Origin of the sequence: Gilliamella sp. B2969, assembly GCF_026536195.1 — a bacterium.
Classification (GTDB): Bacteria; Pseudomonadota; Gammaproteobacteria; order Enterobacterales; family Orbaceae; genus Gilliamella.
Genome location: NZ_JAFNOP010000014.1, coordinates 17,944 through 42,295 on the forward strand (window position 1 = coordinate 17,944; position 24,352 = coordinate 42,295).

Below are 24,352 nucleotides of genomic sequence, written 5' to 3' on the forward strand. Positions count from 1 at the left end.
GCGTATATGCTCATTATGTTTCCGCCGACAATTGTCGGCGGTAAAGAAATTAAATTGTTATAGTGTGGTTGCCTATAACCCTTGTTTGATGAATTAATGACTATTTATTAAGCAAAATGTCTGATTTCACCATTACCATGGATGTTTTGTTCACAACGTTTGCATAAATGCGTTGTTGGATCATTATCGTCAGTATAATGCCAGCAACGAGGACATTTATCACCTTGCGCTTTAGCCAATTCAATTTTCAAACCTTTGATATCGCTTTGTATTGCTGATTTTGGCGCAGACGCTAATGTTTTAACACTAGCTTGTGAAGTTAATAAAACAAAACGTAATTCATTTTCTAATTTTGCTAAAGCATCCGCAATTTTTTCATCGGCGTAAAGTGTCACCGCAGCCTCAAGTGAGCCACCAATCACTTTATCGTTACGACCTTGTTCAAGCACTTTATTGACTTCGCTACGAATAGCTAAAATTTGTGCCCAATATTCGCTATTTAATGCTTCACTATCAGATAAACTAAAGAGTGAACAATACCATTCATCTTCAAACACAAATTCTGATTTTTGTGATGCAGGTAAGTATTGCCAAATTTCATCAGCTGTGAACGATAATACCGGCGCTATCCAACGTACCATGGCTTGCGCAATATGATATAACGCTGTTTGGCAACTATGGCGAGCAATACTGTCGCTTTTTGCTGTATATTGGCGATCTTTAATAATATCTAAATAGAATGAGCCCATTTCAATTGAACAGAACTGCATGATACGTTGAACAACTTTATGGAAGTCATAGTTTTCATAAGCTTGTATGATTTGTTCTTGTGCTTCTTTAGCCATACTAACAGCCCATCGGTCTAGCACCACCATATCTTCCGGTTTTACCATATCCTTAGCTGGGTCAAAGCCATTTAAGTTAGCTAATAAGAAGCGAGCTGTATTACGAATTCGACGATAGCTATCGGCTGAGCGTTTGATAATTTCATCGGAATAGCTCATTTCACCGGAATAATCAGTTGAGGCGATCCATAAACGTAAAATATCTGCACCCAGTTTATTCATTACTTCTTGTGGTGTCACAATGTTACCAAGTGATTTTGACATTTTACGGCCTTGACCATCAACCACAAAGCCATGGGTCAATACTTGCTGATAAGGGGCTTTGTTATCAATCGCGGTTGATAACATTAATGAAGACATAAACCAACCACGGTGCTGATCTGAACCTTCTAGGTACATGTCTGCTTCATGACCTGCAAATTCAGCACGAACACCAACGACTGAATAGAAAGTTGATCCGGAATCAAACCACACATCTAATGTGTCGGGTACTTTACGGTAATCATCGGCATCAGGACCTAATAGATCTCTAATATCAGCATCCCACCAAGCTTGAATACCATTTTGTTCAACTAATTTAGCGACTTTTTCAACTAATGCTAATGTGTCTGGGTGTAGCGCTTCGGTCTCTTTATGCACAAATAACGTCATTGGTACGCCCCATGTACGTTGACGAGAAATACACCAATCTGGGCGGTTTGCTACCATGGTTTCAATTCGTGCTTGTCCCCAATCTGGGATCCAACGAACTTGTTTGATCTCTTTTAATGATTGCGCACGTAACCCTTGTTTGTCCATGCTGATGAACCATTGTGGTGTTGCTCGGTAAATGACCGGTGTTTTATGTCGCCAACAACATGGGTAACTGTGTTCAATGTTTTCAAAATGCAGTAATGCATTATTTTCTTTTAGAATGTCAATTACAACTTTGTTAGCTTTAAATACAAATAAGCCATCTAAACCTGCACCTGTACCCGGTAAATAGCAGCCATTGCCACCAACAGGGTTAGCCACTTCAAGACCATATTTTTGACCGACAATAAAGTCTTCCGCACCGTGACCTGGTGCGGTGTGCACTGCACCTGTACCGGCATCAACAGTAACATGATCACCGAGTACAATAGGTTCGTCAAAGTCAAGGAAAGGGTGTTTAAAGCGTAATAGCTCAAGCGCATCACCTTTACAGCTGCCAATAATTTTCCACTCTGAAATTTCGGCACGTTTCATGACTGATTCGACAAGGTCAGTGGCTAAAATTAAGCATTCTTTATCATTGATTTGTACCAGTTGATACTCAAAGTCAGCATTTAAGGCAATACCTCGGCTTGCCGGCAATGTCCAAGGTGTTGTTGTCCAAATCACGGCATAGATGGTTAAATCAGTATTGACACCAAATTTATTAGCAACAGCTTGGTTATCCATCGCTTTGAATTTTACGTCAATGGCTGGTGAAGATTTATCGTAGTATTCAACTTCAGCTTCAGCTAACGATGACATACAATCAGTACACCAATAAACAGGTTTAGCACCTTTAACTAAATGACCATTTTGAATGACTTTTCCTAAAGCACGTATAATATTGGCTTCAGTATCATAGTCCATTGTACGGTATGGATTTTGCCAATCACCCAGCACACCCATACGAATAAAATCGGCTTTTTGTAGTTCAACTTGTGAAGCGGCATAATCACGACAAATTTGACGAAACTCAGCAGGTGTTACTTTTACGCCCGGTTTTCCTACTTGTTCTTCAACTTTTTGCTCAATCGGTAAGCCGTGACAGTCCCAACCTGGAATATATGGGGAATCATAACCACTTAACCCTTTTGATTTAATGATAATATCTTTAATTATTTTGTTAACTGCATGACCAATATGAAGTTTGCCATTGGCATATGGAGGTCCATCATGCAAAATAAAGGCTTTTTTACCCTTTTTTACTTGGCGGATTTTACGATAAAGTTCTTTATCGTACCAATTTTGTAACATTGCCGGTTCTCGTTTAGCAAGATCGCCTCGCATTGGAAAGCCTGTTTCCGGTAAGTTTAGTGTATTTTTATAATCTGTCATGCTGATTTATTCCAGTTAATTTGGTTGATACTACTTCTTTTTAATGGGTTAATTGTGCACTGATCTGTTTGGCAGTGCAAACATCTTGTGTAATTTGTTGTTTTAACTCAGCCAATGAGTCAAATTTTTTCTCGTCGCGCAATTTTTGGACAAAAGTCACGTCTAAATATTGTCCATAAATGTCACCCGAAAAGTCAAATAGATTCACTTCTAAAACTGCTTTTTTTCCTTGAATAGTCGGTCTTAAGCCAATATTAGCAATGCCAAAATAGTGTTGTTGGTTACAGCAATTTTTAACTTTAACCACATAAACCCCTTGCAATGCAGGCTTTTTTCGATGTAGATGAATATTAGCTGTTGGAAAACCGAGTTGTCTTGCCAACGCATTACCGTGCACCACACGACCTTGGATGGTGTAATCACGCCCTAATAAACTGTGTGCTAATTGAAAATCATTATTCAACAAAGCTTGGCGCACTGCTGTGCTACTAATTCTTAAATGATTCCAAACAAATGTCGGCATATTTTCCACAGCAAAATCGTGTTGATGTGCATAGTGTTGTAAAAGGTTGATATCACCTTGCCGTTCGAATCCAAATCGAAAGTCATCACCAATAGTGATAAATTTGGCTTTTAGCTTATTGATTAACCAATCTTGAATAAAACAATCAGCTGACATGCGGGCAAAGGTCTGAGTAAATGGAATCGCTATAATATAATCAATCCCAAGCTCTTTAATAAAAATCACCTTTTCTTGAAATGATGTTAACCGTGAAGGCGCATTATTAGGATTAAAAAACTCTAATGGCTGTGGTTCAAATAACATTAACACAGTGGGTAAATTTAATTTTTTACCTTGTTTAATAAGATGATGAATTAATTGCTGGTGACCCAAATGCACACCATCAAAATTTCCTAATGTTAAAACGCATTGAGAAAATTGATTTTTTAAATTAGCGATACCACGGATAATCTTCATGAAAACAATGTTATTTATATTAAGTAGCCGAGAATTATACCAATCTTTCTTGAAGATGCACGTAATATAAAGTCGGATTTGTTATTGTCTTATATCACTTATTTTAATATGTTTTAGACCGATATTTAATGCTAAGTTTGGGTTTAACATCAATATCAATCAAATCGGGCTATTATTGTTAATAATGATTAAGTGCTCGTAAAAATTCTTGTCTGGTACTTGGATTTGTTTTAAACCCGCCGCCCAGCGCTGTTGTCGTTGTTCTACTACTTGAATCTTTAATGCCTCGAGCCTTAACACAATAGTGGGTTGCATCAATTGAGACCGCCACATTGACCGTCCCTAGTAAGGTTTGAAGGGCAACGAGTATTTGTTGAGTTAACCTTTCTTGTACTTGTGGACGTGAGGCAAAAAATTCGACAATTCGGTTAATTTTGGATAAGCCTATCACTTTATCTTTAGGGATATAAGAGACAGTTGCTTTGCCGTCAATGGTGACAAAATGGTGTTCACATACACTGGTTAAAGTGATATCACGAACGGTTATCATCTCGTCAACTTGCATTTTATTTTCAATTAAGGTGATCTTCGGAAAGTTTTCATAGTAAAGCCCCGAAAAAATCTCATCAACGTACATTTTAGAAACTCGATGTGGTGTTTCAGCCAGACTATCATCTGTTAAATCAAGTTCCATTAACTTCATAATTTCACGAAAATGAGCTTCAATTTTAGCCTTACGCTCACTATTATCCATAGCTAGACGACATGATGGCGTTTCAAGATTTTTATCAGCTAAGGCCGCTTTGACTTTTTGCGCAGCTAGACTTAATTGTGTCATTTATCAAATACTCAGGCAAAAAATAGATGTGATATTATATAACAGTCACAGTGTAAGATACAGTTTTTTACGCGTTTTTTATACTAAAGTGTATGATTCATATTAAACATTTTTACGTTATATTATCGGTCATAATAAGAATATTATTGCCAATTAGGTTATACTATTCACTATTATATAGCATAACCTAGGTGATTATGATGCCAAATAACACACCCATTATCTTAATTGATGGTTCTTCTTATCTTTATCGTGCTTTTTTTGCATGTCCTCCGTTAACTAATGCCAAAGGTGAACCAACAGGGGCTATTTTTGGTGTCATTAATATGATTCGTAGTTTAATTAATCAATTTAATCCGACTCATATTGCTGTGGTTTTTGATGCTAAAGGGGGATCTTTCCGTAATGAGATTTATAGCGAATATAAAGCAACCCGCGAAGCGATGCCTGAAAATCTTCGCCCTCAAATTGAGCCTATTCATACTATTTTGAAAGCAATGGGATTACCCTTACTGTGTATTGAAGGTGTTGAAGCTGATGATGTTATTGGTACGTTAGCTAGACAAGCTGAAAGCGAAAATCTGGATGTGCTAATTAGTACTGGTGATAAAGATATGGCTCAGTTAGTGAGTCATAACATTACTTTAATTAACACTATGAATAACACCGTACTTAATCCTCAAGGGGTGATCGAAAAATTTGGTGTTCCACCCGAGAAAATTATTGATTATTTAGCACTGCGTGGCGATTCTTCCGATAATATTCCTGGCGTTCCTGGTGTTGGTGAAAAAACAGCTCAAAGCTTATTAGCTGAATTTAGTGGCATCACAGATATTTATGCTCGTCTTGATGAAATTGAAAAACTTTCAATTCGTGGCGCAAAATCTTTAAAACAAAAACTGATTGATAACCAAAAAGAGGCTGAACTCTCTTATTTACTTGCCACCATTAAAACTGATGTAGAATTGGATTTTACTAGCGAACAACTGATGGTAAGTGATATTGATGTGAATGCATTAAACGAATTATTTGCCTATTATGGTTTTCACCGCTGGCAAAAAGAGTTAATGGCAGGTACTTTCTTAAAACAACAAAAATCATCCCCTAGCGGTGGTGTGCCATTATTTTCCGATAATGAAGACGTTAAACAAAATAAAGAGTCTGATTATCAATGCATTTTAACGTCGGCACAACTCGATGAATGGCTCACTAAGTTAAGTAATAGTAAACAATTTGCTTTTGATACAGAAACAGATAGTGTTGATCATGTGCATGCTAAGCTCGTTGGAATATCGTTAAGTGTGGTTCCTTATCAAGCCGCTTATATTCCTCTAGCTCATCAATACTTAGGGGTTCCAGATCAGTTACCACTTGATGAAGTATTAGCAAAATTAAAACCAATTTTAGAAAATCCTAATATCAAAAAGATCGCGCAAAATGCTAAGTTTGATTATAGTATTTTGGCTAATTATGATATTAAAGTGCAAGGCATTGCTTTTGATACGATGCTTGAGTCTTATGTATTAAATAGTACCGAACGTCATGATATGGATAGTATGGCTCATCGTTACCTAAATCATAAAACTATTACTTATAATGAACTGACTAAGTTAGATAAAAAACAGCTAACTATTGATGCCATTGATATTGAAAAAACCACTCAATATGCCGCTGAAGATGCCGATATTACGCTACAACTGCATAATAAATTGTGGCCAAGCCTTGAAAAAGATCCAAAATTAATCAAACTCTTTACTGATGTTGAAATGCCGCTTGCTCTGGTACTTGCCGAGATGGAAAGAACAGGCGTTTTAGTCGATGCTAAGTTGCTCAATGAATATTCAAAGGAATTGGACAGCAAACTAAGGGAAACCGAGCAACAACTACAATTTTTGGCTGGCGAAAAATTTAATCCTGCTTCGCCAAAACAAATACAAGCCATTTTATTTGATAAGCATCAATTGCCGGTATTGAAAAAAACACCTAAGGGTGATCCATCAACCAGTGAAGAAGTGCTAAGTGAACTTGCTAATGATTATCAATTGCCACGTATGATTCTGTTTTATCGAGGCTTGGCAAAACTTAAAAATACCTATACTGATAAATTACCATTAATGATTAGCCCTATTGATCATCGTATTCATACCAATTATAACCAAATTGGTACAGTGACGGGGCGCTTATCTTCTAATGACCCAAATTTACAAAATATTCCAGTTCGAAATGAAGAAGGTCGCCGCATTCGTCAAGCGTTTATTGCCCCAGAAGGGTATAAGATCATCTCGGCGGATTACTCACAAATTGAGTTACGTATCATGGCGCATTTGTCGCAAGATAAAAGCTTACTTAATGCTTTTGCTCATGACAAAGATATCCACCGCGTAACTGCGGGCGAAATTTTAGGCAAGTCCGAAAGTGAAGTGACATCAGAAGAAAGGCGCCGAGCGAAAGCGGTGAATTTTGGACTGATTTATGGCATGAGTGCTTTTGGTTTGTCGAAACAAATCAATGTAGCTCGCAAAGAAGCACAATTTTATATCGATCGGTATTTTGAACGTTATCCCGGCGTACAAAACTATATGGAACAAACGCGTCAGTTAGCCGCTGAACGTGGTTATGTTGAAACACTTTCGGGTCGACGTTTATATCTACCAAAAATCACCTCAACAAATGGCATTGAGCGCCGCGGAGCGGAACGCGCAGCGATTAATGCACCGATGCAAGGCACTGCTGCTGATATTATCAAAATTGCCATGATTGAGATGAGTAAATGGATTAAAAAACAGTCAGCCGGTAATATAAGAATGGTTATGCAAGTGCACGATGAGTTAGTGTTTGAGGTTAAGCATGAATTAGTTGATGCGTATCGAACTGAAATTAAATCTATTATGGAAAATTGTTACCAATTATCAGTCCCGTTAAAAGTGGATGTCGGTGTGGGTAATAATTGGGATGAAGCACATTAATTTTTAGTTAAAACACGCATAGATTTGTTTGTTCAACGATTTCTATTAAATCGTCTAAATCAACTTAACTGTATTAACGATTGTCGCAATCATGTTGCCGATAGTAATCGGCTATTGCCGAAACCTTTTACCATGCTAGAATAAGCAACTAAACTGAATTTATATCAAAAAGTTATTCTATTGACTGATTGGGTCGAATTAGAGAAAAAAGCGTTGGTTTTGAGTTTTCATGACCAAGCTTACTTTTGTTATTATTAGGATTATTTCATGAAAATTAAAACTCGTTTTGCGCCAAGTCCAACTGGCTATTTACATGTTGGTGGTGCTCGTACTGCACTTTATTCTTGGCTCTATACTCGCCATGCCAAGGGTTCATTTGTCTTACGTATAGAAGACACTGATCTTGAGCGTTCAACACCAGAAGCGATTGATGCTATCATGGATGGTATGAATTGGCTTAAATTGTCATGGGATGAAGGCCCATATTTCCAAACTAAGCGTTTTGATCGCTATAATCAAGTGATTGACGAAATGTTGGCCAAAGGAACGGCTTACCGTTGCTATTGTTCTAAAGAGCGCCTAGAAAAACTGCGCGAAGAGCAAATGGCAAAAGGGGAAAAAGCCCGTTATGATGGGCATTGTCGTTGTGATGCTGTACAAAAACAGCATACTCATGATGAGCCGCATGTTGTGCGTTTTGCTAATCCGGTTGATGGCGTTGTTGTTTTCAACGATTTAATTCGTGGTCCAATTGAAATTGCCAATAAAGAGCTTGATGATTTAATTATTCGCCGAACTGATGGTTCACCTACTTATAATTTTTGCGTTGTCGTTGATGATTGGGATATGCAAATTACACATGTTATACGCGGTGAAGATCATATTAATAATACGCCTCGTCAAATTAATATTCTTAAAGCATTAGATGCACCTCTACCTGAGTATGGGCATGTATCAATGATTTTAGGTGACGACGGACAAAAATTATCAAAACGTCATGGTGCAGTAAGTGTGATGCAGTATCGTGATGATGGCTATTTACCGGAAGCATTACTTAACTATTTGGTGCGTCTTGGTTGGTCACATGGTGATCAAGAGATCTTTTCGATATCTGAAATGATAGATCTATTTTCGTTAAATGCAGTAAGTAAATCTGCAAGTGCGTTTAATACCGAAAAATTACTTTGGTTGAATCATCATTATATTAATCATTTGGATGCCGACTATGTTGCGCAGCATTTAGTTTGGCATATGAACCAACATGGCTATGATTTAAGTCAAGGTCCTGATCTTATAACCATAATTAAATTGTTTGCTGAGCGTTGTAAAACCTTGAAAGAGATGGCTGAGTCATGTGCGTATTGTTATCAAGATTTTGATGATTTTGATGCTGATGCAGCTAAAAAACACCTACGCCCAGTTGCTAAAGCGCCACTATTAGCTATTAAAGCGAAAATTGAGGCGATTGCTGATTTTGATTGGCAAATTGATAAAATTCATCATGCTATTGAAGCAACCGCAACTGAGCTTGAGGTTGGTATGGGTAAAGTGGGTATGCCATTACGCGTTGCTGTAACGGGTATTGGTCAATCTCCATCGGTTGATGCAACCGTTTTTGCTGTAGGTAAAAAACGGACTTTAGCTCGTATAGATAAAGCGCTTGCTTATATTGATCAACGGGAACAGACATCAGTGTGATTCAATTATCATTGCCGGCAAAACCGGCAATGAATGTAATGGGTCAGGAATATTAAATGGTACGTTTAAAGAAGCGTTATTTGATCCCATCTTTTCTATTACTCATTGTGCTATTATTTAGTTCATTTGGATGGTGGTATTGGCAGAGTTTAAAACAAGAACTCGGTCTTACAGTTGATTGGCGAGGTATGAGCATCGGTTTTAACGGTTTATGTTTTGATGAACTGACCCTATCTAAACAATCTCAACTGAAAATTACCGGTAAAAATTTAAAATTTTCTTGGTCGAATTTATCGGCGACAGATTTAGAAATTTACTGGCAAGCAAATCAAAGTAAAATCGATACAGATTCATTGCCAATAGATGATAAAAGTCATACTGAACAATCAGATAGCCCCTTTTCCAATTTCGCTAGTTTTTATACATGGCTTCCCAAATTAATACATATTGATTCAATACGTTTTTATCAGCAACGCAATGAACTTATTGATATTAAAATTAATGTGGAAAAGCAGTTAGATTCATTGCAACTTCGTGCTTCATTCAATAAAAATTATAGTGGTGAACTTTCAGCTAATTTATTGTTAAATCGTGCTGAATCTCGAGTGGATATCACCACTGCTGAATTTAATACTATCTTAAATCAAGCTGATATAAAAAATGCCAAAATAACGGTTCTTTTTAATGGGTGGCTAAAACATGATCGTCTTTCACTCAATGTCAGTAACTCGACAATAAATGCAGAGCAAGTAAGTATTTCACCCAACCTAATGTTAGCTAATCTTAATGGCACACTAAATTTTGCAATGCAATCTAAAATTCCAGTTACTATTGAAAATGTCATCATTGACGGAAGATTTAATATCCAAAATTTGGATGGTATTTATGATAATGTTGAAATCAAATCAGCATCAAGTGGTGGGCAACTTTTAGTTAAAGATAATAAGTTCTTGATTGAAACATTTAATACAAGAATACGAAATGTGAATGTCGGCATATTATTTGAAAATGTAAAATTTGCCGGAGAATATTTAGCATCTTTTAACGCCATAAGCAAAGGCAAATTAAGTTGGCATCGCTTTGAGTCAACGCTTTTTTCTGGAAAAATTTTGGTTAACAATAGCACAATAAATTTCAATAAACTTAAGCAAAGTATCAAAGTCTATTTAAAAGCAATCCAATTAAAGGATATCTTAACCACTTACCCGGTTGAGGGACTTAATGGTGAAGGATCTATTGATGGTATGTTACCAATCAAAATAACTCAGATTTCAACAGCAAATAATAATAGGTATAATGTCTCTATTGAAAACGGTGAACTTGCTACAACTGCATCAGGGTATTTAGCATTTAATAATTCAGCATTGCAAGATTATGCAAAAAACAATCCTAACATGCAATTAGTCACCAATGTGTTACAGAATTTTGAATATACTAAACTTGCTGCTAGTGTTAATTATGCTGATGAAATAGCAAATTTAGCGATTAACATTCAAGGCAAAAATCCAAAAATAAAAAAAGGTAAAGCCGTTAATTTAAATATTAATCTACAAGAAAATATTGTTAAATTATTGATGAGTTTACAATTATCAGATCACATTAGTGAACCGATTCGTCAACGTATTGAAGCACATTTAAAGAAGGAATCTTTTAAATAAGAGGTTATTTTATGCTACGAAATGTTATTGCAATGGTGATATGTGCCACTATATTAAGTGGATGTTCACCCACAGTTAAAGTAGAAGCACCAAGTGAACCTATTAATATTAATTTAAATGTAAAAATAGATCACCAAATTAATATTAAAGTTGATAAGGCATTAGATAATATTATTAATAAGTCAGGCTTATATTAAATGATTGGATTTTAGTGTTTGATTGGCATTTTTGATATTGATAAATAAAAATCTAATATGGTATATCAATAACTTTTGTTATTTATATTCAATTAAATAAATTATGATGTAATTGTTTAGGGGGTTGTTATGACAATCTATAAAAAAGTATCATGTGTTTTATTGTCGATGGTTTTATCTTTTTCCGTTTTTGCATTAAATTTAGATCAAGCAATGGATGCATTGAGTCAAGCTAAAGCGCAAGGTTTTGTGGGTGAGCAAGATGATGGTTATTTAGGTGTAGTTAAAAATGAAGCTAATGCAAGTGAAATTGCTCAATTAATTAACCAGGCTCGTAAAGCACAATATCAAAAAGTCTCAGCTGAAACGAATGTGTCTTTAAGTGAAGTTGAAAAAAGAGCGGGTAGTAAAGCTCAAGAGAAAACCCCAGCAGGGCAATATATCAAGCAACAAGGTCGCTGGTTAAAAAAATAATTTTTAGCTTTTCGCAGTAATAGGAAAAGTATAATCACATTGTACTTTAATTGTGTATGAATAATGTGTATGCTGTTAAACAGATAGTTTGACATACCTTATTTTACTAATAACAATGGTGTGAATTTTTTAGTTAGTTTTTTATTTTGTAATAGTATCGCGTGTGCGATTTTAAATGGAGAAAATCAATGTGTTCGATTTTAGGTATTCTTGATATTAAATCAGATCCAGAACAACTACGAACAAAAGCACTAGAATTATCAAGTCTACAGCGTCATCGTGGACCTGATTGGTCTGGTATTTTTGCTTCTGATAAAGCAATCCTTGCTCATGAACGTTTATCAATTGTTGATGTTAATACTGGATCTCAGCCACTTTATAATAAAGATAAAACATTAGTTTTAGCAGTTAATGGCGAAATTTATAATCATCAAGAACTCCGAAATCAGTACAAAGATCGTTATGAATTTCAAACAGGATCAGACTGTGAAGTAATCCTTGCTCTGTATCAAGAAAAAGGCATTCATTGCCTTGATGACTTACAAGGTATGTTCGCGTTTGTTCTTTATGATATTAATAAAGATGCTTACTTTATTGGTCGTGACCATATTGGCATTATTCCTATGTATATGGGTTATGACGAAAATGGCACATTTTACGTCGCTTCTGAAATGAAAGCATTAGTGCCAGTTTGTAAAACGATTGAAGCTTTTCCGCCGGGCAGTTATTTGTCAAGCACTGAAGGTGAAATCAAAACTTATTACAAACGCGATTGGATGGATTACGAAAATGTCAAAGATAATAAAACTGACATTAACGAACTTCGTGTAGCATTAGAAGAGTCGGTTAAAAGCCATCTTATGTCTGATGTTCCTTATGGCGTACTACTTTCTGGAGGACTTGATTCTTCGGTTATTTCAGCTATTACCAAAAAATTCTCAGCAAGACGGGTTGAAGATCATGAAAAATCTGAAGCTTGGTGGCCACAATTGCATTCATTTGCTGTTGGCTTGAAAGGCGCGCCTGATCTTAAAGCTGCACAGGCTGTTGCTGACCATCTTGGTACCGTTCACCACGAAATTAACTTTACTATTCAAGAAGGTATTGATGCTATTCGTGATGTAATTTATTTTATTGAAACTTACGATGTAACAACCATCCGAGCTTCTACACCAATGTATTTGATGGCGCGAAAAATTAAAGCGATGGGCATTAAAATGGTCTTATCGGGTGAAGGTGCCGATGAAGTATTTGGTGGCTATTTGTATTTCCATAAAGCGCCAAACGCCAAAGAGTTCCATGAAGAAACGGTTCGTAAATTAGCGGCACTTCATATGTATGATTGTGCTCGTGCTAATAAAGCCATGGCAGCATGGGGCGTTGAGGCTCGTGTTCCATTCTTGGATAAAAAATTCTTAGATGTGGCGATGCGCATTAATCCTAAAGATAAAATGTGTGGCAGCAACGGCAAAATGGAAAAACATATTGTCCGTGAAGCATTTGAGTCTTATTTACCCGCATCTGTTGTTTGGCGTCAAAAAGAACAGTTTTCTGATGGTGTAGGTTATAGCTGGATTGACACATTAAAAGAGATTGCTGAAAGTAAAATTACTGACCAGCAATTAGCAAATGCTAAATTCCGTTTTCCATATAACACACCCGCTTCAAAAGAAGCATATATGTATCGTGAAATTTTTGATGAATTATTCCCAGTTGAAAGTGCTGCTCACTGTGTACCGGGTGGTCCAACGGTTGCTTGCTCAACAGCAAAAGCGATTGAGTGGGATGAGTCATTTAAAAATCTCAATGATCCGTCAGGTCGTGCTGCGATAGGCGTGCATAATGATGCTTATAAAAAGTAATATATCAACTTTAAATACTCGCTTATTTATCTGAATTGATTATAAAAAGGGCTATATGCCCTTTTTTATTGTTCAGTGAAGTCTAAATACTTTCTTTATGGCCCTATCTATACGGGATCTTATCATTCACCATCTGCCTATTGCAGTGCTCAATTTTTTTATTACTGATACTCATTTTAAGTATGATTCAATTGGATTGGTTAATTTGATAATTGATGAACTAAATTGCATTGCGATTTTTTATCAAAAATAGTTTATTGGCTTTCCAATATCTTTCGTTTTTGGGCTCTATTTAATAGAAAAAGTTTTTTATTAAATCTGTGATCTAAATTCACTTTTTTCTAAATCTTATAAATTATACTAAATGTTACCAGTCACATTATGGCTGTCTGGAAAGTAAATTACCTTTATTTTCCGATAATTAATACGTAAGGGTGTATGATTAATTAGGAGCATTGAGTGAAAAATTATAAAATTGCAATAATCAACTCAAGTAGTTTTGGGAAATATTTTCCTGATCATTTAAAACGATTAGAAAAAATTGGTGAAGTAAAACATTTTACTTTTGAAAATAATATTCCCGGAAAAGAACTCGCCGACGCATTGCAAGAATTCAATATTGTTATAGCAAGTGTTAGACCATTTTTTAACAAGGCGTTTTTTGATAATAAAAAACAACCTTTACTCCTACTTTCACGTCATGGTATCGGCTTTAATAATGTTGATGTAGTAGCAGCTAAAGAGCATGGAACTATCGTCACTATTGTGCCGCCTTTAGTTGAGCGTGATGCGGTTGCCGAAAATGCTGTGACTAATTTATTGGCATTAATTAGACAAACTGTTCAATCTCAAGCTGCGGTTAAGGCAAATGAATGGCAAAAAAGAGCCTCTTTTCTAGGCATCAATGTTACGGGTAAAACTGTTGGTGTTATCGGATGTGGGAATATTGGTAGCCGCGTAGCAGAAATATTCAAACACGGTTTTAATGCTCGATTACTGGTTGTTGATCCTAAAGTTAACAAAACATGGGCGAGTAAACACAGTATCGAAATTGTTGAGTTAGATTATTTGCTGAAAAATGCTGATATCATCTCTTTAAATGCATCATTAAACGAAACAAGCTACCATATATTAAAACAACCTCAATTTTCTTTGATGAAAAAAGGTGTTTATATTACAAATACCGCACGAGCCGAATTGATTGACGAAAGTGCATTAATTAACGCGCTAGATAGTGGTGTTGTTGCAGGACATGCAACAGATGTAATGTACGTTGAACCTTCATATAACGATAATCCCTTAGTCCAGCATCCAAAAGTGCTTGTCACACCTCATACTTCAGCTTATGCCATTGAATGTTTACAAGGTATGGGTGAAAAATGTGTGCAGGATGTAGAAAATTTTGTCAATAATTTACAATTGCAATCCGTTGTTTCTTAATGGTTTATTTTAAAGTTTAATTGATAATAACAATATCAAGGAGTTTAGATATGCAAGATATGCATGTTACATTTCTACAAGCCGCGATTATTTCAGTATGGGTTGCGATGGTTATGTCTCGGGGGCTAGGTGGGGCAACTTTGACACTAAGATTTACACCGATGATGACGGGGTTAATTGTCGGTATTGTCTTTAATGATATTCATAATGCCATGATAACCACAGCAGCTATTCAACTAATCTACATGGGCGTTTTTTCACCAGGTGGGCAAATGCCATCAGAACCTGCCATTGCAACAGCCGTTGCGGTTCCTGTCGCTTTACTGGGTAAAATGGAACCAACCGCTGCAGTTGCCGTTGCAGTGCCTGTTGGATTATTGGGATCTTACCTATATCAGTTAAGATTTTTCTTTAATACGATGATTATGAAATTAACTGAAAAGTATGCACAAGAGGCAAATAGCTCTGGTCTAACTTTATCAATCATCATACTACCAATAATTTGTAGCTTTGTTCTTTTTGTCCCATTTATGTTTGTAGCACTGTATTTTGGTGCGCCAATTATTGCGGATGTTATTAAAACAAATGCAGGGGGATTAGTTTTCCACATCCTTAATGTTATTGGTGGCGGACTTGCTGCTGTCGGTATTGCATTAACTATCTATGTTATTGGTAAAAAAAGTTACATTATTTTCTTCTTACTTGCGTATTTTATGGCTGTTATGGCAAAACCACTTAATATCACCATGGTCACTTACGCGATTGTTGGCGCTATCATTGCATTTATTTTTGTTCTAGCAAAAAGTGAAGCAGTTAATTCTGTCGCAGATCAACCAAGAAGTAATTCAAATAATAACAATCAAATTGATGATGATGATTATTAATCTGTAACTATTTGATTAATAGATTAGAAAGAGGAATTTTATAATGACACAAATAGTACAAGAAAGTATCGATCTAAAGCCAGAGGCAATTACTAAACGAGATATCACTTTTGCTTGGTTACGGTGGTATTATGCTAATGAGATCCCACACTCATTTGACCGTTATCTAGCTGCTTCGTTAATGTGGGGGTTAATGCCAATTCTTAAAAAATTATATAAATCAAAAAGTGAGTTAGCTGCTGCTTACCAAAGACATTTACTGTTTTTTAATACCCAGATAACTTGGGGCGGCGGTACTATCTCAGGCATTATGGCTTCATTAGAATCTGTAAGAGCAGATGAAGTTTATCAGAAAAAACCGATCAGTATTGATAATGATGTGCTTTATAATACCAAAGCGGGTTTAATGGGGGCCTTGGCGGGAATTGGTGACGCGATTGACTCAGGAACCATTCAGTATATCTTCATAGCCATTGCGCTACCTTGGGCTCAAGAAGGTCTAGCAATCGGTGCTTTATTTCCTTTCTTTGCTTTTGTCATTTATCAACTTTTTGTGGGGTACTATTTTGCTCAGTTAGGCTTTAAGTTAGGTCGAAATGCGGCAACTGAAGTTGTTGGTAATAAAATGCAGATGATTATTGAAGCACTATCCATTTTAGGGTTGTTTATGATGGGGATTTTAGCTGCTAGTTATATTAAAGTATCATCAAGTTTAAAATTTACTTTATCAGGCAAAGATTTCGTGATCCAAGACACATTGGATAAAATTTTACCAGGGGTTTTGCCACTTATGGTTGTGATGGGATTATATTTCTATTTTTATAAGAAAGGATTAAAAGTAACTCAAGCATTAGTTGGATTAACAATAATACTCGGTGTATTAGCAGCTATTGGCATTTTATAAAATTAAAAAATATAGAGGTTAAATTATGGGAAAAGTCGTTTTAGCGCGCGTAGATAGTCGCCTTATTCATGGTCAAGTTGCCACTAATGTGTCTAAAGCAGCCGGAGCAAATGCGTTGTTTGTAGCCGATGATTACTCTGCAAATGATGAGTTTACTAAAAATATTATTTTAGGTGCTGGTGCCAGCACAGGGCATAAAATAAGAGTATTAAAAGAAGATGGTGCAGTAAGATATTGGAATGATCGCCAGTATGATGATTTTAATGTTATTTTGATTACTAAAAATATTGAAGTTATGTATAAAATTATTAAGGCGGGCGTGCCAATAACCAATCTTAATATTGGTGGTTTACCACTTGTACCGGGAGCAACGTCAATAATTAAAGAAGTATCAATTAATAAACAACAACTTGATTTGCTAATCGATTTACAAAACAGCTATCCCAATATGGATATCTATTTTCAAGCAACCCCTTCTTTGAAAAAAGTAACGTTAAATGAAGCGATTAAAATGTTTGAATAATCGAGGAAAATAATATGATAGGTGTATTATTAGTGAGTCATGGCAAGATGGCTGAAGGGATTAAAGATAGTGTTACAATGATTGTTGGTGAACAAGATAAATTTGCATCATTATCGCTTAATCCAGGACAAGATATTAATCAATTAAAAACCGATTTGTTTAATTGTTCAAAGTCGCTTAATAGTGGTAAAGGTGTATTAATTTTTGTCGATTTGTTTGGTGCCTCGCCTTATAACGCATCAATGCGATGTTTGCCTGAGTGGGAAAAATTAGGTATGAATGTCCGGATAATTACCGGTATGAACTTGCCAATGGTCATTAATGCTGTATGTAATAGGGATTCATTATCACTACTGGATTTAGCAAAAGAGTGTATTGAGGCAGGACAAGAAAATATTCAAGAAGCTATTGGCAATATGGCTAATTTTGCCCAATCTCAAAACGAAGATGATTATTGATTAAACTCACATCTTTAATAGATAATCATCATTTTAATATTATCTATTTGTTTCGCTGTTAGTGTGAATGATAAATCGCACTAACAGTTTTTCTAAATTCAAATAATGATTAAAAATGGATAAATTTAAAGACCTTGTACTAAGATACTGTGTCATTTTTGGTAAACGATTTACGTCTAAAGAGAAAATTACTTTTTTAAGAGTAATATCGAAAGAACTGATTCAATTAGGTTATAGTGTTGAAGCCAAAGTAGCAAAATTAAAGTTAGCAACAAGACGATATGAAAATTATTACAATGCTTATATTGGTGATTTAGATAAAGCTGAATTAATTATTTGTACTTATTATGATACCGGTATTAAAAATTTTAATCTTCAGAAAAAATACGCATTCACGCCTCAATTTAGTAAATTAGGTTATTTAGTAGGTATTTTACCTATTATTATCTTATTTATCGCGTCACTGATATTAAATTACTTTGTTTTTATTCCTAAAATTCAAGTTGAGGGATTTTTTAGTATTTCCGGAATATTGTCGATTATTTCGACCATTTTATTATTTTTTATTGTTTTAAAATACAAAAATGGCATTCCCAATCAAAAGAATTTTGTTTGTAATACTTCAAGTATTATTACAATTATTAATTTAATTCATCAGCTTGATAAAAAAGAAAAGAAAAAAATTGCGTTTGTTTTATACGACGATGGTAATGGTGGCCAATATGGTTTAAAAATGTTAGAAAGCTATTCGGAACAAATGAAAGAAAAAAAATTTATTTTTATCGATAGTATTGGTAATGGGGAGGATTTAATTTTTTTAAAACCGAAAACATCAATGCTAACTTTAGATGGTGTGACTTTTCATTCTGGTGAAATGGCAACACAATTAACCAACTACTTAATGATTACATCTGGTAATATCGATCAAGATAGTAAAATTCTTATCAAGAATGCTGGCTCTTCAAAAGATAATTATCTATCAGAGCAAATAATTACCAAGCATACTCAATCTCTTGTAAATGTATGCAAGGCTTTACTCACCAAACACACTAAATAATTCATTAATTGAGTAATTTTTTATAAAAAAAACGGGGTATCCCCCGTTTTTATTACTCGCTTATTCGTCATTGCATGACGACTTAATATTATTAATGTGCAGCACCTTTAGGCGCGCCAATTGGTAAAATTGTACGGCCATATTGTTCATTAAGTACTTCGGCCATGGCAAGGTAAATAGCGCTAGCTCCGCAGATAATACCTTCAAAACCAGCTATATGAATAATGTCATGGTTGCCACAAATGTTACCAATTGCTAATAAAGCAAATAAAATCGTTAAACTAGCAAAAACGAATTGTAATGCACGATTAGCTTTTAAGGTACCAATAAACATAAAAGCGGTAAAAATCCCCCATAACGCAAGGAAAATACCGACAAAAGTTGCATCAGTTGGTGCAGTTGCTGGTGAGGTTGGTAAATACCAAATTCCTACTAATGCAATCCAAAAGAAACCATAAGAGGTGAATGCAGTTGTACCAAACGTGTTACCTTTGCGAAATTCTAAAATTCCAGCAATGACTTGCGCAAGCCCTCCATAAAAAATACCCATAGAAACGATTGCTGTCATCACAGGGAAAAATCCTGCATTATGAATATTTAATAAAATGGTGGTCATGCCAAATCCCATCAAGCCAAGTGGACCTGGGTTTGCAAGTTTAGTTTGTTCCATAAGGATCCTATAAATAATTATCATAATAAAAAAGAGCGGCAATAATAAGTGTAGAAAAGCTGATAATCAAGATTTAAGAAAAAATAATTTTTTTGCCCCCTTGATATTGATAATAATGTTCCCATTTATGTGGAAACAATAACATTTCTTTGTGAAAAATAAGCTCTTGAAAATAAATATTTAAGACTTATATACAAGAAATAAAATACAGGTTTTGAGGAGAAAAGATTATGGGTAAAATTATTGGTATTGATTTAGGTACAACAAATTCATGTGTTGCAGTAATGGACAATGGTCAAGCAAAAGTATTAGAAAATGCTGAAGGCGATCGTACAACCCCGTCAATTATTGCATATACACAAGATGGTGAAATTTTAGTTGGTCAACCCGCTAAACGCCAAGCAGTAACCAATCCACAAAATACACTATTTGCCATTAAACGTTTAATTGGTCGTCGTTATGATGATGCCGAAGTACAACGTGATGTTGCTATTATGCCTTATAAAATTGTTAAAGCTGATAATGGCGATGCATGGGTAGATGTCAAAGGTCAAAAAATTGCGCCACCGCAAATCTCTGCTGAAGTATTGAAGAAAATGAAAAAAACCGCAGAAGATTATCTTGGTGAGCCAGTCACTGAAGCAGTTATCACTGTTCCAGCGTATTTTAATGATGCACAGCGTCAAGCAACTAAAGATGCGGGCCGTATTGCTGGTTTAGATGTTAAACGTATTATTAACGAACCAACAGCCGCTGCACTTGCTTACGGTTTAGATAAAGATGTGGGTAACCGCACTATCGCTGTATACGACCTTGGTGGTGGTACATTTGATATCTCAATTATCGAAATTGACGATGTTGATGGAGAGAAAACATTCGAAGTATTAGCAACTAATGGTGATACTCATTTAGGTGGTGAAGACTTTGACTCACGCTTAATTAACTATTTAGTTGATGAATTTAAACGTGAACAAGGATTCGATCTGAAAAATGATCCACTTGCAATGCAACGTTTAAAAGAAGCGGCAGAAAAAGCGAAAATTGAATTATCATCAGCACAACAAACTGATATCAACTTACCATATATCACGGCTGATGCATCAGGTCCAAAACACTTAAATATTAAAGTGACACGCGCTAAACTTGAATCATTAGTCGAAGATTTAGTTAAACGCTCAATGGATCCGGTTAAAACTGCACTACAAGATGCTGGTTTATCTGTATCTGATATTAAAGATGTTATTTTAGTCGGTGGTCAAACTCGTATGCCTATGGTGCAAAAAGCGGTTGCTGACTTCTTTGGTAAAGAACCACGTAAAGACGTTAACCCTGATGAAGCTGTAGCAGTGGGCGCAGCAGTACAAGGTGGGGTACTTGGTGGTGATGTTAAAGATGTGTTATTACTTGATGTAACACCATTATCTTTAGGTATTGAAACAATGGGTGGTGTGATGACTACCTTGATTGAGAAAAACACAACTATCCCAACTAAACATAGTCAAGTGTTCTCAACAGCTGAAGATAATCAATCAGCGGTAACCATTCATGTGTTACAAGGTGAACGTAAACGTGCAAGTGATAACAAATCATTAGGTCAGTTTAATCTTGATGGTATTCAAGCTGCACCGCGTGGTATGCCACAAATTGAAGTAACATTTGATATTGATGCTGACGGTATCTTACATGTATCAGCAAAAGATAAAAACACTGGACGTGAACAAAATATTACTATTAAAGCTTCTTCAGGTTTAAGTGAAGAAGAGATTCAAAAAATGGTAAATGATGCTGAGGCGAATGCAGAAGCTGACCGTAAGTTTGAAGAGTTAGCTCAAATTCGTAACCAAGCAGATCACCTTGTTCACTCAACGCGTAAACAAGTGTCTGATGCAGGCGATAAATTACCAGCTGCTGATAAAACAGCCATTGAAGATGCAGTGAGTGCATTAGAAGTTGCAGCGCGTGGTGAAGATAAAGCTGAAATCGAAGCGAAAATTAATGCATTAATGGAAGCATCTAAAAAATTGCTTGAATTAGCACAGCAACAAGGTCAGACAGAACAGTCAGACCAAGCTGGAAGTAGCTCTACAGCGCAAGACGATGTTGTTGATGCAGACTTTAAAGAAGTTGATGATGATAAAAAATAAGCATTAACCGCTGTGTTTTTTAATGAGTTATTTCAACGAGTTTTAAACATGTAACACATTAAACGGGCGCGAGGTAACTCAAGCCCGTTTAGTTGTTTATGTAATAAATAAAAATAAAGGTAAATTATGGCGAAGAAAGATTATTATGAAACATTAGGCGTAAGTAAAAGTGCCACTGAAGCTGAAATAAAAAAAGCCTATAAACGCCTTGCCATGAAATATCATCCTGATAAAAATCAGGATAATAAAGCTGAAGCAGAAGCAAAATTTAAAGAAGTGAAAGAAGCTTATGAAGTTTTGACCGATGCGCAGAAAAAAGCAGCTTATGATCAATATGGGCATGCTGCTTTCGAGCAAGGTTTTGGCGGTGGTGCAGGAGCGGGTGCCGGTGGATTTGGTGGCTTCGGCGGCTTTAGTGGTGGTTCAGCATTTGATGATATATTCAGTGATTTCTTTGGTGGTGGTCGTGGCGGACGAGCGCAAAGCGCATCACGTGGTGCTGATCTGCAATACAATATTACCTTAACACTTGAAGAAGCCGCTGCAGGTGTCAGCAAAGAAATAAAAGTACCAACATGGGTTACTTGTGATACTTGTCATGGTCAAGGTACAGAAAAGGCATCAGATGTTGTTACCTGTGAAACTTGCCATGGTGCAGGGGTTGTGCAAATGCGCCAAGGTTTCTTTGCCGTACAGCAAGAGTGCCCAACTTGTCATGGACGAGGCAAAGTAGTTAAAAATCCTTGTAAAAAGTGTCATGGCGAAGGTCGTATCCAAAAAACAAAAACACTTTCTGTAACTATTCCTGCGGGGGTGGATACGGGTAATCGTATTCGACTTTCCGGTGAAGGTGAAGCAGGCTTAAACGGTGCACCAGCTGGTGATTTATATGTTCAAGTGCAAGTTAAACCACATGGTATTTTTGAACGTGATGGTAATAATTTACATTGTGAAATTCCAATTAATATTGCATTGGCGTCACTAGGTGGCGAAGTTGAAGTACCAACACTTAATGGTAAAGTCAGTTTAACGATACCAGCCGAAACACAAACAGGAAAAATGTTTAGATTACGTGGTAAAGGTGTCAAATCATTACGCGGTAGTACAATGGGTGATTTGTATTGTCATGTTGTGGTTGAAACTCCTGTTAATTTAACGGGTAAACAAAAAGAGTTGTTAAAAGAATTAGGCGAAAGTTTTAAAGCCGATAAAAGTTCTAAGCATAGTCCAAAAGAAAAAAGCTTTTTTGATAAAGTGAAAAAGTTTTTTGGCTAATAATTTTCAATAATGTACAAATGGCGAGGCAGAAAAACTACCTCGCCATTTTTATTTATCTAGTTCATATCAATAAACCCTCATTTTTAAATGTTTTTTTGTTAATTCTTGATAGCTAAATTTTGTGCAATATTTTGTATCAAACGTAGATAATCGATGTTGTTCAAAATTAAATTGATGTAGTATATTGAATTACATATTATTTTTATTTGTATATAATTTTAATCACTTTTATCTATAGGATTTTTTTATGTTTTTTAAAAAACTTTGGCAAAAATTGCGACCACAAAATGTAGTCATTGCTCAACAATCAACACAAGATGATAACCTCAAAATAGCTATCCAATCCTTTTGGAATAAAGTTAAACAGTCAGAACAGTCTCTTAGTGAATTGCAACCTTTAGATTTAATGGAAAAGCTCAATAACTTGTTAAGTGAAAACCAATTAGACGTTATTGCCGAAATTATGGGGGGAGAGGTAAAAAAACATAAAATTATTTTTACTGCTGAAGGTAAAATTGAACGTTTTGAACTAGTAGTAGAAATTGTTAAATTAGCACCTAGTTTAGATCTATTTGAAATCGAGGCATTTCGTCAACGAGCTAATAAAATTTCTGATTTTGAAATAAATTTTAATGGTACCTCTTTTTCATTGGGGGCATCTGATTTATTGATTCAATATCATGAAGATCATCGTAAAATTGCTTTGGATTTAATGTTTGCTAAACCAATCGCCAAAGATCAAATAAATTATGCACAAACATTAGCTTTAGTCATTTTGGATCATCTTTTAGGGGAGTACGACTTAGCTATAAAAGTGCAATCAATTAATTTTGTCGACACAATGCCTGATTCTAATAGTATTACGGCTGAAGAGTTTGCTAAACGATTTGATGATATCTGGAAAAATGATTTAAAACACACCGGTATTTTTCCTATTTCTGAAAGTGAAGATCAATTGTTTGTATTTGAATTAGCAAGTAAAGATGATCCTGATGATACGACCTTAGTGCAGCGTAACGAAACGGCTAATGCATTGGCTTGTGATATTAATTATGGTTATGGACTTAATCTGAGTATAGAGCTAGATTGTAAAGAGACCTTATCGTTAGTTTACGATATAGAAGATGCCATTAGCGCCGCTTTCCGTGAAAATAAGAAAGGCATTCATGCCCAAAATTCTTTACACCAAGCAACAAGAACTATGCTTTGGTATGTAGAAGATAAACATTTTGCTACTCAAATAATTCAAAATATATTAAATCAATATCAAGATCTATCAGTAAAAATTGACTGTGAGTTTGATCCTGCTTGGATGGAGTATTTAGCTTGGGTAGACTAGTTTAGAACAAAGAAATTTGTTTTTTCATAAAAATAAACCCAGCATAAGCTGGGTTTTAATCATTCGAT

Annotated in this window: 19 protein-coding genes; 15 read left to right on the forward strand and 4 right to left on the reverse strand. The window is 35.5% G+C overall.

Translation table 11 applies throughout. The features are described from left to right. Positions 1–107: 107 nt before the first annotated feature. From ileS to folE, 3 genes are all read right to left on the reverse strand, one after another. The gene (gene ileS / locus J3U66_RS11845; protein WP_267349108.1) at positions 108–2,915 is read right to left on the reverse strand and encodes an isoleucine--tRNA ligase; all 2,808 of its coding nucleotides are present in this window, start codon (positions 2,913–2,915) and stop codon (positions 108–110) included. A gap of 40 nt (positions 2,916–2,955) precedes the next feature. Next, the gene (gene ribF, locus J3U66_RS11850) at positions 2,956–3,894 is read right to left on the reverse strand and encodes a bifunctional riboflavin kinase/FAD synthetase (RefSeq protein WP_267349109.1); all 939 of its coding nucleotides are present in this window, start codon (positions 3,892–3,894) and stop codon (positions 2,956–2,958) included. Between the two features lie 178 nt (positions 3,895–4,072). Continuing rightward, positions 4,073–4,732, reverse strand: a complete 660-nt coding sequence (gene folE, locus J3U66_RS11855) for a GTP cyclohydrolase I FolE (protein WP_267334385.1) — start codon at positions 4,730–4,732, stop codon at positions 4,073–4,075. 197 nt (positions 4,733–4,929) lie between these two features. Between folE and polA the strand changes: the two genes are divergently transcribed. The 12 genes from polA (at position 4,930) to J3U66_RS11915 (ending at position 18,853) form a co-directional block, all read left to right on the forward strand. Further along, complete coding sequence (gene polA, locus J3U66_RS11860; RefSeq protein ID WP_416379743.1) at positions 4,930–7,698, forward strand: DNA polymerase I; 2,769 nt, start codon at positions 4,930–4,932, stop codon at positions 7,696–7,698. 267 nt (positions 7,699–7,965) lie between these two features. Beyond that, entirely contained in the window at positions 7,966–9,396 is a 1,431-nt protein-coding gene (gltX, locus tag J3U66_RS11865) for a glutamate--tRNA ligase (RefSeq protein ID WP_267334382.1), read from the forward strand. A 56-nt stretch (positions 9,397–9,452) separates the two neighbouring features. Beyond that, on the forward strand, positions 9,453–11,054 hold the full coding sequence (locus J3U66_RS11870; RefSeq protein WP_267349113.1) for an intermembrane phospholipid transport protein YdbH family protein: 1,602 nt from the start codon (positions 9,453–9,455) through the stop codon (positions 11,052–11,054). Positions 11,055–11,065: 11 nt separating this feature from the next. Next, positions 11,066–11,251: a YnbE family lipoprotein gene (locus J3U66_RS11875; protein WP_267334378.1), complete on the forward strand. Its 186-nt coding sequence runs from the start codon at positions 11,066–11,068 to the stop codon at positions 11,249–11,251. A 129-nt stretch (positions 11,252–11,380) separates the two neighbouring features. Continuing rightward, positions 11,381–11,725, forward strand: a complete 345-nt coding sequence (locus J3U66_RS11880; protein WP_267344784.1) for a YdbL family protein — start codon at positions 11,381–11,383, stop codon at positions 11,723–11,725. Between the two features lie 188 nt (positions 11,726–11,913). After that, positions 11,914–13,587, forward strand: a complete 1,674-nt coding sequence (gene asnB / locus J3U66_RS11885; protein WP_065633200.1) for an asparagine synthase B — start codon at positions 11,914–11,916, stop codon at positions 13,585–13,587. Between the two features lie 459 nt (positions 13,588–14,046). Beyond that, positions 14,047–15,027 carry a D-isomer specific 2-hydroxyacid dehydrogenase family protein gene (locus J3U66_RS11890; RefSeq protein WP_267349115.1) on the forward strand — a complete coding sequence of 327 codons (981 nt, stop codon included), beginning with the start codon at positions 14,047–14,049 and terminating at the stop codon, positions 15,025–15,027. Positions 15,028–15,086: 59 nt separating this feature from the next. Next, positions 15,087–15,911 (forward strand): PTS mannose/fructose/sorbose/N-acetylgalactosamine transporter subunit IIC, encoded by an 825-nt coding sequence (locus J3U66_RS11895; RefSeq protein ID WP_416379615.1) that lies wholly within the window; start codon positions 15,087–15,089, stop codon positions 15,909–15,911. Between the two features lie 43 nt (positions 15,912–15,954). After that, positions 15,955–16,815 carry a PTS system mannose/fructose/sorbose family transporter subunit IID gene (locus J3U66_RS11900; RefSeq protein WP_267349118.1) on the forward strand — a complete coding sequence of 287 codons (861 nt, stop codon included), beginning with the start codon at positions 15,955–15,957 and terminating at the stop codon, positions 16,813–16,815. Between the two features lie 25 nt (positions 16,816–16,840). Beyond that, positions 16,841–17,338: a PTS system mannose/fructose/N-acetylgalactosamine-transporter subunit IIB gene (locus J3U66_RS11905; RefSeq protein WP_267334367.1), complete on the forward strand. Its 498-nt coding sequence runs from the start codon at positions 16,841–16,843 to the stop codon at positions 17,336–17,338. A 14-nt stretch (positions 17,339–17,352) separates the two neighbouring features. Then, positions 17,353–17,796 (forward strand): PTS sugar transporter subunit IIA, encoded by a 444-nt coding sequence (locus J3U66_RS11910; RefSeq protein ID WP_267344781.1) that lies wholly within the window; start codon positions 17,353–17,355, stop codon positions 17,794–17,796. Between the two features lie 115 nt (positions 17,797–17,911). Further along, a complete protein-coding gene (locus J3U66_RS11915; RefSeq protein WP_267344780.1) occupies positions 17,912–18,853 on the forward strand; it encodes a hypothetical protein in 942 nt (313 codons plus the stop codon). 91 nt (positions 18,854–18,944) lie between these two features. Here J3U66_RS11915 and satP read toward each other — a convergent pair whose 3' ends face one another. Further along, entirely contained in the window at positions 18,945–19,523 is a 579-nt protein-coding gene (gene satP / locus J3U66_RS11920) for an acetate uptake transporter (RefSeq protein ID WP_065633193.1), read from the reverse strand. Positions 19,524–19,753: 230 nt separating this feature from the next. Between satP and dnaK the strand changes: the two genes are divergently transcribed. The 3 genes from dnaK to J3U66_RS11935 all read left to right on the forward strand — a co-directional run bounded on the left by dnaK (position 19,754) and on the right by J3U66_RS11935 (position 24,284). Next, positions 19,754–21,667 carry a molecular chaperone DnaK gene (gene dnaK / locus J3U66_RS11925; protein ID WP_065798499.1) on the forward strand — a complete coding sequence of 638 codons (1,914 nt, stop codon included), beginning with the start codon at positions 19,754–19,756 and terminating at the stop codon, positions 21,665–21,667. A 126-nt stretch (positions 21,668–21,793) separates the two neighbouring features. Continuing rightward, positions 21,794–22,942 carry a molecular chaperone DnaJ gene (gene dnaJ / locus J3U66_RS11930; RefSeq protein ID WP_065633191.1) on the forward strand — a complete coding sequence of 383 codons (1,149 nt, stop codon included), beginning with the start codon at positions 21,794–21,796 and terminating at the stop codon, positions 22,940–22,942. Positions 22,943–23,192: 250 nt separating this feature from the next. Beyond that, complete coding sequence (locus J3U66_RS11935) at positions 23,193–24,284, forward strand: DUF695 domain-containing protein (RefSeq protein WP_267349120.1); 1,092 nt, start codon at positions 23,193–23,195, stop codon at positions 24,282–24,284. The last annotated feature ends 68 nt before the right edge of the window (positions 24,285–24,352 follow it).